Source organism: Streptomyces sp. NPDC007901 (assembly GCF_042959465.1).
In the GTDB taxonomy this organism is placed as follows: domain Bacteria; phylum Actinomycetota; class Actinomycetes; order Streptomycetales; family Streptomycetaceae; genus Streptomyces.
Map to the genome: position 1 here is coordinate 324,264 of NZ_JBIBKW010000006.1, position 13,662 is coordinate 337,925.

Here is a 13,662-nt window from a genome sequence, read left to right on the forward strand (position 1 = left end):
AGGTCAGCCGGTGGTGAGGTGGTCGGCGAGGCCCCGCTTGATCCCGGTGACGAACGCCGTGATCTCCTCCGGGGTGTAGATCAGCGCCGGGCCGGCGGGATCGGTCGACTGCCGCAGCGCGATCCGGCCGTCGGAGAGCTGCTTCGTCTGCACGCACTGCCCTCCGTTGGGGCCGCTCCAGGGAGACTCCCAGCCCTGCTCACCGAGGTCCGAAGCGGGCATGCCGTTGTACACGTCGTGGGCACTGCCGTCGATGATGGTCATGCGTACTCCTTGCGCATGCGGTTCAGGAGCGCCCTGCTGTGCGCGTCGGAGGTCAGCAGGGACATGCGGTTGTGCGCCTCCAGGTGGGCGACGACGTCGGAGCGCTGGTCCAGGTACATCGCGCCGGAGAGGATCTCGCTGTAGACGATGTCGGGAAGCTCGGGCTCCGCGAACCGGAAGTAGGTGAACGGGGCACAGGCGCCCACGTGGGCGCCGGCGGTGAACGGGACGACGTCGACGCTGACGTGCTCCAGCTCCGAGAGCTCCAGGATCCGATCGATCTGCTCGCGCATCACCTCGGGGCCGCCGACCACCCGGTGCAGGACGGCCTCCTCCATCACGACCCACAACGTGGGCGCGTCCGCCCGCTCCAGCAGGGCCTGCCGGCGCAGCCGCAGGTTCACCCGCCGCTCCAGGTCCTCGTCGCGGTCGTTCGGGAAGCCGCCGCCGAGCACCGAGCGCGCGTACGCGTGGGTCTGCAGCAGCCCCGTGACGTAGTGCGGCTCGTAGGTGCGCACGGTCTGGGCCCCGGTCTCCAGGCTCACGTAGGCGCTGAACCACGTGGGCAGCACATCGCGGTAGGTGTGCCACCAGCCCGGCTCGTTGGCCCGCTCGGCGAAGGCGACGAACTCGTCCCTCTCCTGCCGGTCGGCGCCGTAGGTCTCGAGGAGCTTCTCCACGTACAGGGGCTTGAGCGCCACCTCCGCCTTCTCCAGCCGGCGGATGGTCAGGGGAGTGACCCGAAGCGCCCGTGCCGCGTCCTCCAGGGACACGCCCGCCCCCTGGCGCCGCTCCTGGAGTCTGCGGCCCAGGATCATGCGCAGAACGGTGGGCGCACTGGTGCTGCCCGCGTTCGAACGGCCTTCGCTCACGCCCTACCTCCTGAGGGACTGTCACCGGGTCGAGTGTGACAGGCACTTGATGAAGCGACCATACGGATACCCGCATCCTGAAATTATCAGGGAGTCGGTTGCAGGCTGAACTTGCGGGCGCGCATAGTTACTTGAGTAAATCGCGTGCACGATCACGGGCAACGTCCGCCTCCCGTGGAGACGTTGCCCTGCCCTGCCTGTTCCCCGCCGCGCCCGCCTTACGGAAGGCAACACCGTGTCCCCCCACACGACTTCCCCCCGCGACCTGTTGGACGTCGCCGACCCCGCCCAGGCGCACTGGATCGAGCTGCCCTCGCACCGCTCCAGTGTCAGGGTCGCCCGCCGCTCCGTGAGAGCCCGGCTGAGCGAGTGGGGGCTGCCCCGCACGCTCTGCGAGGACGCGGTCCTGCTCGTGTCCGAACTGGCCACCAACGCCGTCATCCACACCCTGAGCGTGCGCATCCTGTGCGGGATGGGCCTGGTCGCCGACGGCTGCGTACGGCTCGAGGTCCACGACCACGACTACTCGGGCCGCGGCCTGCCCCGCTGCGAGCCCGGCCCCGACGACGAGGGCGGCCGGGGGCTGCTGCTCGTCGAGCAACTCGCCCACTCCTGGGGCGTCGACCGCTCCAGGCTCACCAGCGGCCACGCCGTGTGGGCGACACTGACGGCCTGAGAGCGGCGCCGGGCACCCAAGGGGGTCTTGGGGTGCCGTCCGGGCGGGCCGGGGAACCCGCCCGGACCGATTCCGCCGGAAACCGGCGGAGCCGGCGCCGGTCCGGTGAGCGCGGTCGCCCCGTAGGGGGCGGGGCGACCGCGCTCACCGACGCGCAGGGCACGCAGAGTGATGTGGAGTGCGCGCCTGGTGAAGGCTGCGCAGGCGTGTGCGTGCCCGGCTTCTCGGCCGTCCGCCCGATTTCCGGCCCGGTGGGCCCGGGCCGCTTGAGCCGCCCCGTGACGGGCACCAAGTAACTATGGAAGGCGCGCCCGTGATCGTGCAGCCGCCGGGCTCCGACGGCGGCCGGAAGGTCACGATCCGTGGAGAGTACGTCGGCACCGCGTATCACCTGCTCGACATCGTCGAGTTCCTGCGCCGGGCGGGTCTGCCCGAGGCCAGTACGACGGTCGACGACCCCGAGCTGATCGAGTGGCGCGGCATGGGCCCGAAGGCCTGGACCGCGGCCGGCTGACCGGCGGCCCGGAGTGGGCCGCTTTCCGTCGGTGCGCCGTTCGGTGCGGCACGCCCTCGGATGGGGGTCCGCCGTGTGGGTGACGCGCGCGAAGCCCGTCCTGGCGCGGAAGCCGGGGATTACGGCCCGGTGGAACACCTCTCACGTCCAGGTAAACGCCGGATAAAAGTGGCAAAAGGGACGTCTCTCTGGACAGACTGAATCCGCCGGTTCGTGATCAGGAACATCCACGTTCTTCAGGAGATCGCATGGTGGAGCAGTCCTCCGAGGTCGTGTCGGAGCCGGACGAACCTGCCGTCGCCCTGAGCGACACCGGCCCCGGCGCGGCGGACACCGAGCGGCGGTTCGCGCAGGTCCTGGCCGATCTCCTCGGCACCGAGCGGGTTCCGGCCGACGGCCACTTCTTCACCGACCTCGGGGCGAACTCCCTGGTCATGGCCCAGTTCTGTGCGCGCATACGCAAGACCGCGGATCTGCCGTCGCCGTCCATGAAGGACATCTACCGGCACCCCACGATCCGCGGCCTGGCCACGGCCCTCGGCGAGACCGCCCCCGCCGGCCCGACGGCCGCTCCCGTACCGGCGCCCGTACCGGATCCGACGGCCGGGACGCGCGGGAACGGGCGGAGCCACCTGCTCTGCGGAACGGTGCAGCTGCTGGTCTTCCTCGGCTACTCCCTCGTCTCCGGATTCGCCACCGCCGCGGGTTACGAGTGGATCGCCACCGGCAAGGGCCTGGCCGACGTCTATCTGCGGTCCGTGCTGTTCGGAGGCACCGCCTTCGTGGCGCTGTGCGTGTTCCCGGTCGTCGCGAAGTGGCTGCTCATAGGCCGCTGGCGGCCCGCCGAGTTCCCCGTCTGGGGCCTGACGTACCTGCGCTTCTGGCTCGTCAAGGTGCTGCTGCACGCGAACCCGATGGTCTTCCTCACCGGGACCCCGCTGTACGTGCTGTACCTGCGGGCCCTCGGCGCGCGGATCGGCAGGGGAGTGACGATCCTCTCCCACTCCGTCCCGGTCTGCACCGACCTGCTGACGATCGGCGCCGGCACCGTGATCCGCAAGGACTCCTTCCTCCTCTGCTACCGGGCCTACGCCGGACACATCCAGACCGGCCGGATCACCCTCGGCGAGAACGTCTTCGTCGGCGAGAAGACCGTGCTCGACATCGACACCTCGATGGGGCACGGCGCCCAGCTCGGCCACTCCTCCGCCCTGCACCGCGGCCAGGCGGTCCCGGACGGCGAGCACTGGCACGGATCCCCGGCGGAGCCCACCCGGGTCGACTACGTCAGGGTCGCCCCGGCCCCCTGCGGCACCCTGCGCCGCGCCTGGTTCGGCCTCGGCACCCTGCTGCAGCTGCTGTTCCTGTACGTCCCGCTGCTGGTCGGCGGCGTGTACATGCTGTTCACCGAGATACCGGCGATCGGCAAGCGACTCGATCCGGAGACGGCCGCACTCGCCCCGTCGGCACTCCTCCCCGACGCCCTGGTGCTCTCCCTCGTCCTGTTCTTCGGGTTCCTCGTCCTGGGCCTGGCGGCCCTGTGCACCCTTCCGCGTCTGGTGGGCCTCGTCGTCAGACCCGACAAGGTCTATCCGCTCTACGGATTCCACTACGCGCTGCAACGGACCACGGCCCGCATGACGAACATCAAGTTCTTCGCCTGGCTCTTCGGCGACAGCTCCTACATCGTGTACTACCTCCGCGGCCTCGGATACGACCTGTCACGCGTCGAGCAGACCGGGTCGAACTTCGGCACCGAGGTGCAGCACGAGTCACCCCTGCTGGTCTCCGTCGGCAGCGGAACGATGGTCGCCGACGGCCTCTCCGTCCTCAACGCCGACTTCTCCAGCACCTCCTTCCGGCTGTCCAGAGCCACCATCGGGCCGCACAACTTCCTCGGCAACAACATCGCCTATCCGGCGGGCGGCAGAACCGGGGACAACTGCCTGCTCGCGACCAAGGTGATGATCCCGCTCGACGGCGAGGTCCGCGAAGGCGTCGGGCTCCTCGGCTCCCCGTGCTTCGAGATCCCCCGCACCGTCGAGCGCGACACCCGCTTCGACCACCTCAGGACCGGCGACGCGCTGCGCCGCCGGCTCGCCGCGAAGAACCGCTACAACCTCCGCTCGATGGCGCTCATGCTGTTCGTGCGCTGGCTGCACACCTTCGCGCTCACCCTGTTCGGACTCGCCTCCGTGGATCTGTACGGCGTGCTCGGACAGGCGGTGATCGCCGGCTACCTGGCGCTCACGCTCGCCTTCTCCACCGTGTACTTCATCCTGGTGGAGCGCTGCATCGGGTCGTTCCGCGCGCTGCGCCCCCGGCTGTGCTCGATCTACGAACCGTACTTCTGGTGGCACGAGCGGCTGTGGAAGGTCCCGGACCACTTCCTCAACGTCTTCAACGGAACCCCGTTCAAGGCGCTGGTCTGGCGGCTGCTGGGGGTGCGCATCGGCCGCAGGGTGTTCGACGACGGCTGCTACCTGACCGAACGCACCCTCGCCACCATCGGCGACGACTGCACGCTCAACGCCGGCAGCAAGATCCAGTGCCACTCGCAGGAGGACGGCACCTTCAAGTCCGACGTCACGACGCTCGGCACCGGCTGCACCCTGGGCATCGCCGCCCATGTGCACTACGGCGTGACCATGGGCGACGGCGCGGTGCTCGCCCCCGACGCCTTCCTGATGAAGGGCGAGGAAGTCCCCCCGAACGCCCGCTGGGGCGGCAATCCCGCGATCGAGATGCCGGAGCGCGGCAGCCCGCCCCGCGCCGCCGGCCGGGCCACGTCAGCAGTCAACGCCGCCACGGCGACCGTGAGTTGAGGAAGGCCATTCGATGGGAACGCGCGTGGAAGCGGACCGGGAGTTCTGGAGCCGGACACTGACCGCCGGCGGTGCCACCGGTGTGCCGCGGTGGGTCCGGGATCCGGTCCCCGGCTCGGCCGAGCACGGGATGCCGGTGCCGGACGACCTGACCGGGGCCGTACGGGAACTGGCCCGGCGGCGTGAACTGACCGTCGACGCCCTGCTGCTGGCCGCGCACCTGAAGGTGCTGGCCGTGCTCTCCGGCGAACCGGAGGTGGTCACCGGGTACACCCCCGGCGGGCGCGGCGCACCCCTTCCGTGCCGGACGGCCGTCCCCGCCGGCTCCTGGCAGGCCCTGTTCACGGCCGCCCGGCAGGCCGAGGCCGACCTGCTGGCACACCGGGAGTACCCGGTGGCGGAGCTGCGCCGGGAACTCGGGCTGACCGAGCCGTCGTACGACGTCGTGTGCGGCCCCCTCGCAGCCGACGCGAGCCACGCGGACCACAGCGCCCTGCACGTGCGCTGGTCCGACGCGGACGGCCGGTTGACCCTGCACCTGCGCCACCGCACCGACGTCCTGGACGCCCCGGCCGCCGCCCGCGTCGGCGGCTACCACCTGACGGCGCTGCGCCTGATGACCTCGGAACCGGACGCCGACCACACCCGGCGGAGCCTGCTGTCGGCCGAGGAGGAACGCGAGCAGCTGGAGGGCCTCGCCGGGCCGAGCCGGCCGCTGCCCGACGCGCGGGCCCACGAACTGTTCGAGCAGCGGGCGAGGACCCACCCGGAGGCCGTCGCCGCCGTCCACGGCGAGCAGGAGTGGACCTACGGCGAACTCGACCGCCGCGCGAACCGGCTGGCGCGCGCCCTGCTGGCGCGGGGCCTGGGCCGGGAGGACGTGGTCGCCGTCGTCACCGAACGCGACCTCGACTGGCTGGCCGCGGTCCTGGCGGTGTTCAAGGCGGGCGGCGTCTACCTGCCGATCGAGCCGCACTTCCCGGCCGGCCGCATCATGGCAACGCTGTCACGGGCGGGATGCCGGCTGGTCCTGACCGAGACCGGCAGCACCGACACCCTCGACGAGGCCCTGGCCGGCCTGCCCGGGGTCGAGAGACTCCTGGTCGAGACGGCCTACGCCGAATCGCACGCCGACTACGGCCCCGACGTCCGGGTCGACCCCGGCCAACTCGCCTACATCTACTTCACGTCCGGCTCCACCGGCGAGCCGAAGGGCGCGATGTGCGAGCACGCGGGGATGCTCAACCACCTCCATGCCAAGATCGACGACCTGGCGATCGGCGAGGGCAGCGTGGTGGCGCAGACCGCCCCGCAGTGCTTCGACATCTCCCTGTGGCAGCTCCTGGCCCCGCTGCTGGCCGGCGGACGGACCCTGCTGGTCGAGCAGGACGTGATCACGGACGTGGAGCGGTTCGTCGACACCCTGGAACGCGGCCGGGTGGCCGTGGCCCAGCTCGTGCCCTCCTACCTGGAGGTCGTGGTCTCGTACCTGGAGCGCCACCCCCGCACCCTGCCCGACCTGCGCCGTGTGTCGGTGACCGGCGAGGCGCTCAAACGCGAGCTGGTCCAGCGCTGGCTCGCGGTCCAGCCGGGCATCGCCCTGCTCAACGCCTACGGTCTGACGGAGACCTCGGACGACACCAACCACGAGCTCCTCCGGGAGGTCCCCGACCGGGTCCTGCTCGGACGGCCCGTCACCAACGTGCGCGTCTACGTCGTCGACGAGCACCTGGCCCTGGTGCCGCTCGGCGCCCCGGGACTGATCGCGTTCTCCGGCGTCTGCGTCGGCCGCGGCTACGTCAACGACCCCGAACGCACCCGGGAGGCGTACCGCACGGACCCGTACCGGCCCGGCGAACGCCTCTACCTCGGCGGCGACTGGGGACGCTGGCACCCCGGAGGCAAGCTGGAGTTCCTCGGCCGCCGGGACAGCCAGGTCAAGATCCGCGGCTTCCGCATCGAGATCGGCGAGATCGAGAACACCCTGCTGCGCGCGGACGGGATACGCGACGGCGCGGTGGTCGTCGCCGAGCGTGGCGGCGGGAGCAAGCACCTGATCGCCTTCTACAGTGGCGAACGGCGCCCGCCGGAGCTGCTGCGCGACACCCTGGCCGCGGCACTGCCCGCCTACATGGTCCCCTCCGCCTTCCACTGGCAGGACAGCCTTCCGCTGACCGCCAACGGCAAGATCGACCGCAAGGCCCTGACCAAGCTGGCCGAGACGGCACCCGGCACCGAGGGACCCGGAGCGGCGGCCGGGGACGAACTCAGCCCCGCCGAACGGCGGCTGGCGGCCGCCTGGGCCGAACTGCTCGGGGTGCCCGAGACCCGGATCGGCCGCGGCGACCACTTCTTCGACTCCGGCGGCACCTCCCTCACCGCGGTCAGGCTCTCCCTCGCCCTCGACCGCGCGGTGTCCCTCAAGGACATCACCCGCCACCCCGTGCTCGCCGACCTCGCCGCCCTCCTCGACGGCACCGCCGCCGGACGGCGCACCGAACTGCTGCTGCCCCTGGCCGGCGGCAGCGGCACACCCGACTGCGCCCTGGTCTGCTTCCCGTACGCGGGCGGCAACGCCGTGAACTACCAGCCGATGGCGACCGCGCTGGCGGGCAGCGGCCTGGCGGTCCTCGCCGTGGACCTGCCCGGCCACAACCTCGCCGCACCCCCCGAACCGTTCGCGACGATCGAGCAGGTCGCCGAGCGGGTGGCCGACGAGATCACGGCCCGCGGCCTGACCCGGGTCATGCTCTGGGGCCACTCCTCCGGAGCCGCCCCGGCCGTCGAGACGGCCAGGCGGCTCCAGGAGCGCGGCGCGCCCGTGACCCGGGTCTTCCTCGGCGCGCACCTCCTCGGCACCGCCACCGCACGGCACACCGCCGCGACCGAACTGACGAGCCGTGGCGACACCGAGATCGCCGCCCGGCTGGCCACGGACGGCGGCCACACCGAACTCGCCGAACTCAACGAGCTTCACGCCGCACAGATCGCCGCCGCCTACCGGCACGACTGCCTCGGCGCCCACCGCTACTTCCAGCGTGCCCTGGAAGCCCCACCCCCGGTGAAGCTGGCCGCGCCCGTCTCCGTGGTGATCGCCGCCGACGACCCGCACACCGCCGGCCACACCGGGCACCACCGGGACTGGCTGCTCCTCGCCGACCACGTCGAACTCCACGAACTCGCCGACGGCGGCCACCACTTCCTGCGCACCCGTCCGGCCGAGGCGGCCCAGGCCGTCCTGAACACCGTCCTCCCCCTCGCCTCCTCCTGACCCGTCACACCCCAGGCGGTCGACCGAAAGGAACCCGAGATGCCGTTCTCATCCCTGGCATCACCGCTCGACGTGGAGCGGCGACCGGACAAACCGGCACTGCTGCGCGTCGATCCCCCCGACGACGCCCCGAGGTGGACGGCCGAGCACCGCGAGGCGCTCCGCGCACAGGTCGCCGAACACGGCGCACTGCTCGTCCGCGGCCTGGGGCTGCGGGACACCGACCGGATCGGTGCCGTCTTCGCCAAGCTGGCCGGCGACCTCATGACGGAGCGGGAGGCCTTCGCCCCCCGCGAGGCCCACGGCCCCGGGCTCTACGCGTCCACCCCCTGGCCGGACAACCAGCCGATGTGCATGCACCACGAGCTGAGTTACGCGCTCGAGGTGCCCGGCCTGATGCTGTTCGCCTGTCCGACCGCGCCCGAGCAGGGCGGGGCGACGGCGGTGGCCGACGCCGAAGAGGTGCTGCGGGCGCTGCCCACCGGCCTCACCGAACGGTTCGAGCGGGAGGGCTGGATCCTCACCCGCACCTACAACGAAGAGATCGGGGCGAGCCTCACCGAGTCCTTCGGCACCGGCGACCGCACCGAGATCGAGCGGTACTGCCGGGCCAACGCCATCGACTTCAGCTGGCAGCCCGACGGATCGCTGCGCACCCGGCAACGCCGCAACGCCGTCGTACGCCACCCGGTCACCGGCCGGCGCTGCTGGTTCAACCAGATCGCCTTCCTCAACGAGTGGACCCTGGCCCCCGAGGTCCGCGAGTACCTCGTGGACGTCTACGGCGCCGACGGACTCCCCTTCAACACCCGCCACGGCGACGGCACCCCGATCGGCGAGGACGTCGTCCAGCTCATCAACAGCACCTACGAGGCGCACACCCGCCGCGAGCCCTGGCGCTCCGGCGACCTGCTGCTCGTGGACAACATCCGCACCGCGCACAGCAGAGAGCCGTTCACCGGAGAACGGCGGGTGCTGGTCGGCATGGGCGAACCCGTCCGGCCGGCCGACGACTGCCCGGCCCTGGAGGCGAGCGAGCGATGACCGATGTCCTGTCAACCACCGCACAGCGGGCCGTGCCCGGCCGCCCGGAGGTGCCGACCTTCTCGGTGATCTCCGGCGAACAGGTCCAGCAGGCCCTGAGCGGACGTGAGAAACAGCTCGTGGAGCTGGTCGAGACCGCCTACCGGCTCCATGGCGCCGGAGACTCGGTGAACCCGCCGTCGTACTTCCTGCGCTTCACCGACCGCCCCACCGCGCGGATCATCGCCCTGCCCGCCTCCATCGGCGGACCGGTCCAGGTGGACGGCCTGAAGTGGATCTCCAGCTTCCCGGAGAACGTGGGCGCCGGGCTGCCGCGGGCGTCCGCGGTGCTCATCCTCAACGACCACGACACCGGCTACCCGTTCGCCTGCCTGGAGAGCTCGATCATCAGCGCCACCAGGACGGCGGCCTCCGCCGCGCTGGCCGCCGACTGGCTCAGCCGCAACCGCACCCGCCCGACCCGGGTCGGTTTCTTCGGCACCGGCCTGATCGCCCGCTACATCCACACCTTCCTGCACGGCACCGGCTGGGAGTTCGAGACGGTCGGCGTGCACGACCTGTCCACCGACAGCACGGCCGGCTTCTGCGGCTATCTCCGCCAGCACGGCACCACCGGGCAGGTCACCGTCCACGACAGCGCCGAGGACCTGATCCGCTCCAGCGACCTGGTGGTGTTCGCCACCGTGGCCGGCGAACCCCATGTCACCGACCCGGCCTGGTTCGCCCACAACCCCCTGGTCCTGCACGTGTCGTTGCGCGACCTCGCCCCCGAGGTCCTGCTCGGCGCGGCCAACTTCGTCGACGACGTCGACCACTGCCTGAAGGCCGACACCTCACCCCACCTGGCCGAACAGCGCACCGGCAACCGGGACTTCCTCAACGGAACCCTCAACGACGTCATGCTCGGACGCGCCGCGCCGCCGGCCGACCGTCCGGTGATCTTCTCGCCCTTCGGTCTCGGCGTCCTCGACCTCGCCGTCGGCAAGTACGTCTACGACGAGGTGTCCCGGACGGGGAACCTCCGACTCATCGACGACTTCTTCCACGACCTGCGCCGGTACGGCTGAGCCCGTCGACGTCGGCCTGGCACCAGGAGGCCCGCCGTGCCTGTCATCTCCGCTCCCCATGCCTTCAACGAGGGCGACCTCTTCGTCGACCTGGAGTCGATCTGTGGACACCAGCTCTATCTGAAGTGCGAGGCCTTCAACTTCGCGGGATCCATCAAGCTGAAGGCCGCCAACGAGATGGTGGAGAACGCCGAGCGGGACGGAATCCTGAAAGCGGACTCCGTCCTTGTCGAGTCCTCGTCCGGGAACCTGGGCGTCGCACTCAGCATGATCGCCGCGAGCAAGGGTTACCGGTTCCTGTGCGTGACGGACTCCCGTTGCAACCTGTCGACCAGACTCCTGATGGCGGCCCTCGGCAGCGAGGTGCACATCGTGGCCGACCAGGACTCCAACGGCGGTTTCCTGGGCACGCGGATCGAGTACGTCCGGAAACTGTGCGCGTCGGACGACAGATACGTGTGGCTCAGCCAGTACACCAACGCCGGCAACTGGACCGCCCACTACCGTACGACGGCCCCGGAGATCGCCCGCCGGTTCCCGGAACTGGACGTCCTGTTCGTCGGGGCCGGCACCACCGGGACCCTGATGGGCTGCGCCCGCTACTTCCGGGAGTGGCACCGCCCGGTGCGGATCGTCGCCGTGGACGCCATGGGCTCGGTGGCGTTCGGCGGCGAGCCGGGCCGCCGGATGATCCCCGGCCTCGGCATGAGCATGCGCCCGCCGCTGCTCGACGAGTCCCTCGTGGACGAGGTGATCCGGGTCGAGGAGCCGGACACCATCCGGATGTGCCACCGCATGGCCAGGCACGGCTTCCTGTTCGGCGGCTCCACCGGCACGGTGGTCAGCGGCGCGACGGACTGGCTGGCCCGCCACGACGCCCGTGACCTCACCGCGGTGGCCATCGCCCCGGACCTCGGCGAGCGCTACCTCGACACCATCTACCAGACCAACTGGCTGCAGGACCTCTACGGCGACCAGGTGCTCGTCGAGGACGGCGACCGGGTGCCCGGCACCGCGGACGACGACCAGGTCCTCGGCACCGGGGACACCTCGCCGCCCAAGCCCCTGCCCCGGGAGCCCAAGTCCGCCTCCCGGGCACCGGCCCGCCGCCGCAACTCCTAGCCCCACCCCGAGCCCGGCCCCTCGGGACTGCCCGTACGGCAGTCCCGAGGGGCCGCGGCGTGTCCGGTGCCGGCCCGCTCAGTAGCGCACGTGCAGGGCGAGCAGTCCGCGGGTGCGCATCGACGGACGCCAGCTCAACTGGTCCACCGGCATGTCGAGTTCGAGACCGGGAAAGCGGTCCAGGAGCGCGCCGAGGGCGATCTCGGTCTCCAGCCGGGCCAGCGGCGCGCCCAGGCAGTAGTGGATGCCGTGGCCGAGGGCCAGGTGCCCGGTGGCGTCCCGGCCGAGGTCGAGCCGGTCGGGGTCGGGGAAGCGGCGCGGGTCGCGGTGGGCCGCCGCCAGGGACAGCAGCACGGTCTCGCCCGCCGGCACGGTGACCCCGCCCAGGGTGACGTCCTCCGTCGGGAAACGGCGGATGGCGAGCGGTGCGGGCCCGTCGTAGCGCGCCAGTTCCTCTACGGCCGGACCGAGCAGGGTCCGATCGGCACGCAGCGCGGCCAGTTGGGCGGGGTCGCGGAGCAGGGCGAGGGTGGCGTTGCCGATGAGGTGGACGACGTTCTCGTACCCGGCGAACAGGATCAGGAAGACCAGGGACATCAACTCGTCCTCGCTGAGCCGGTCCTCCTCGTCCCGTACCGCGATCATCGCTGAGACCAGGTCGTCGGCGGGCTCGGCGCGCTTGCGGGCGAGCAGCCGGGCGAAGAAGCCGAGCAGCGCCCCGACGGCCTCCTTCGTCCGCTCCGGCCGGGCGGGGTCGGGGACGACCAGGGCGTCGGTCCAGGACCGGAAGTCCGGCCGGTCCTCCTCCGCCACCCCCAGCAGCTCGCAGATGACCACGATGGGCAGCGGCCCGGCATAGGCGGCGATCAGGTCGGCGCGGCCCAGCGGGGCGATCGCGTCGAGCAGCGAGTCGGCGGTCCGCCGGACGGGTTCGCGCAGCAGGGCGACCCGGCGCGGGGTGAACGCCTGCGACACCAGGCGCCGCACCCGGGTGTGGTCCGGCGGGTCCATGTTCAGCAGGTTGGCGTCGAGCGCGGGCGGCAGCGCGAACCCGCGGTAGCCGCCGGGCTTCGCGTGCGCCTTGTCCAGGGAGAACCGCGGGTCGGCCAGTGCCTGCCGCACGTCCTCGTACCGGGTCACCAGCCAGGCAGGCAGCCCGTCGGTTCCGGCGACGCGGTGCACGGGCCCGGCCTCCCGGAGCCGGGCGTACACGGCGTACGGGTCGGCGAGCAGCTCCACGGGGTCAACGGCGGCCGGGCCAGGGGGCGTTGTACGGGCGTCCATGCCTCACACCCTAGGGGCACCGGCACCCTGGGCCACCGCCGCGCTCCCCGTCCGGGCCCGTCCGGAGAACCACGCGCACAGCCCCACCACCAAGGCCGCTCCGCAGGCGTAGACCGGCAGCCACAGGGTCGTGGTGGCGGAGAGACAGTCGGCGACGGCGGTATGGCTCTGGACCTCCTGGGCCTGGGCCAGGGCCGTACCCGCGCGAGGGGCCAGGTCCGCCAGCGCCGCCCGCGTGTGCAGGCTCTCGTACGTGCCCAGCGCGCCGCAGCTGTCCCGGGTGCCCGGCATCGGGAACAGCCACGCCCAGCGCTGCAGCATGGGGGCCAGGGTGATCGCCACGCACAGACCGGCCACCAGCGAGAACGCCACCAGGTTCCGTCCGTACCCGGAGCGCAGGCCCGGTGTCCAGGCCGGCAGCCGGTAGAAGGCGAGCATCACCGCGAGCAGCGTCACCCCGATGTAGGTGGCGAACCACTGCCAGGAACCCTGCGCGAGCGAGGCCGCCAGCACCGCGCCCAGCGCGATCCCGATGACGCCGGGCTGACCGGCGGACTCGGCACCGGCACGGGCGGCCGCCGGCTTCGTGGCCGTCCGTGCCGCCTGAGCCGTCCGGGCTTCCCGGGCCGCCTGGGCTTCCTGGGTGCGATGATCGTCCACGTTCACTCCCGCCTGGTCCGGCTCATCAGCATCCAGGCGCCGCACCGCGCCGTCCCGGCGCCA

11 protein-coding genes are annotated in these 13,662 nt (G+C 71.7%); 7 read left to right on the forward strand and 4 right to left on the reverse strand.

What is annotated here, in order from left to right:
• Positions 1–3: 3 nt before the first annotated feature.
• Positions 4–264: a DUF397 domain-containing protein gene (locus ACFZDK_RS21845; RefSeq protein WP_390974693.1), complete on the reverse strand. Its 261-nt coding sequence runs from the start codon at positions 262–264 to the stop codon at positions 4–6.
• Entirely contained in the window at positions 261–1,136 is an 876-nt protein-coding gene (locus ACFZDK_RS21850) for a Scr1 family TA system antitoxin-like transcriptional regulator (RefSeq protein ID WP_390974694.1), read from the reverse strand. Before ACFZDK_RS21850 ends, ACFZDK_RS21845 begins: the two co-directional genes overlap by 4 nt.
• A 235-nt stretch (positions 1,137–1,371) precedes the next feature.
• Here ACFZDK_RS21850 and ACFZDK_RS21855 point away from each other — a divergent pair, with 235 nt between their 5' ends.
• From ACFZDK_RS21855 to sbnA, 7 genes are all read left to right on the forward strand, one after another.
• Positions 1,372–1,812 carry an ATP-binding protein gene (locus ACFZDK_RS21855; RefSeq protein WP_365683456.1) on the forward strand — a complete coding sequence of 147 codons (441 nt, stop codon included), beginning with the start codon at positions 1,372–1,374 and terminating at the stop codon, positions 1,810–1,812.
• Between the two features lie 298 nt (positions 1,813–2,110).
• The gene (locus tag ACFZDK_RS21860; RefSeq protein ID WP_390974696.1) at positions 2,111–2,326 is read left to right on the forward strand and encodes a hypothetical protein; all 216 of its coding nucleotides are present in this window, start codon (positions 2,111–2,113) and stop codon (positions 2,324–2,326) included.
• 248 nt (positions 2,327–2,574) lie between these two features.
• Complete coding sequence (locus ACFZDK_RS21865; RefSeq protein WP_390974697.1) at positions 2,575–5,151, forward strand: Pls/PosA family non-ribosomal peptide synthetase; 2,577 nt, start codon at positions 2,575–2,577, stop codon at positions 5,149–5,151.
• 13 nt (positions 5,152–5,164) lie between these two features.
• Positions 5,165–8,422, forward strand: coding sequence for an amino acid adenylation domain-containing protein (locus ACFZDK_RS21870; protein WP_390974699.1), 3,258 nt, complete (start codon positions 5,165–5,167; stop codon positions 8,420–8,422).
• Between the two features lie 39 nt (positions 8,423–8,461).
• A complete protein-coding gene (locus tag ACFZDK_RS21875) occupies positions 8,462–9,466 on the forward strand; it encodes a TauD/TfdA family dioxygenase (RefSeq protein ID WP_390974701.1) in 1,005 nt (334 codons plus the stop codon).
• Positions 9,463–10,533, forward strand: coding sequence for a 2,3-diaminopropionate biosynthesis protein SbnB (gene sbnB / locus ACFZDK_RS21880; protein WP_390974702.1), 1,071 nt, complete (start codon positions 9,463–9,465; stop codon positions 10,531–10,533). Before ACFZDK_RS21875 ends, sbnB begins: the two co-directional genes overlap by 4 nt.
• Positions 10,534–10,569: 36 nt before the next feature.
• Positions 10,570–11,655 carry a 2,3-diaminopropionate biosynthesis protein SbnA gene (gene sbnA / locus ACFZDK_RS21885; protein ID WP_390974703.1) on the forward strand — a complete coding sequence of 362 codons (1,086 nt, stop codon included), beginning with the start codon at positions 10,570–10,572 and terminating at the stop codon, positions 11,653–11,655.
• A gap of 78 nt (positions 11,656–11,733) precedes the next feature.
• On the opposite strand, the gene ACFZDK_RS21890 is transcribed toward sbnA, so the two are convergent.
• Entirely contained in the window at positions 11,734–12,939 is a 1,206-nt protein-coding gene (locus tag ACFZDK_RS21890) for a cytochrome P450 (RefSeq protein WP_390974704.1), read from the reverse strand.
• Between the two features lie 3 nt (positions 12,940–12,942).
• A complete protein-coding gene (locus tag ACFZDK_RS21895) occupies positions 12,943–13,599 on the reverse strand; it encodes a hypothetical protein (protein WP_390974705.1) in 657 nt (218 codons plus the stop codon).
• Positions 13,600–13,662 lie beyond the last annotated feature (63 nt).

Bases quoted from the DNA above. Each gene is read 5' to 3' on its own strand.
- ACFZDK_RS21845 (WP_390974693.1), bottom strand. From the start codon at position 264: ATGACCATCATCGACGGCAGTGCCCACGACGTGTACAACGGCATGCCC.
- ACFZDK_RS21860 (WP_390974696.1), top strand. From the start codon at position 2,111: ATGGAAGGCGCGCCCGTGATCGTGCAGCCGCCGGGCTCCGACGGCGGC.
- ACFZDK_RS21865 (WP_390974697.1), top strand. From the start codon at position 2,575: ATGGTGGAGCAGTCCTCCGAGGTCGTGTCGGAGCCGGACGAACCTGCC.
- ACFZDK_RS21870 (WP_390974699.1), top strand. From the start codon at position 5,165: ATGGGAACGCGCGTGGAAGCGGACCGGGAGTTCTGGAGCCGGACACTG.
- ACFZDK_RS21875 (WP_390974701.1), top strand. From the start codon at position 8,462: ATGCCGTTCTCATCCCTGGCATCACCGCTCGACGTGGAGCGGCGACCG.
- sbnB (WP_390974702.1), top strand. From the start codon at position 9,463: ATGACCGATGTCCTGTCAACCACCGCACAGCGGGCCGTGCCCGGCCGC.
- ACFZDK_RS21890 (WP_390974704.1), bottom strand. From the start codon at position 12,939: ATGGACGCCCGTACAACGCCCCCTGGCCCGGCCGCCGTTGACCCCGTG.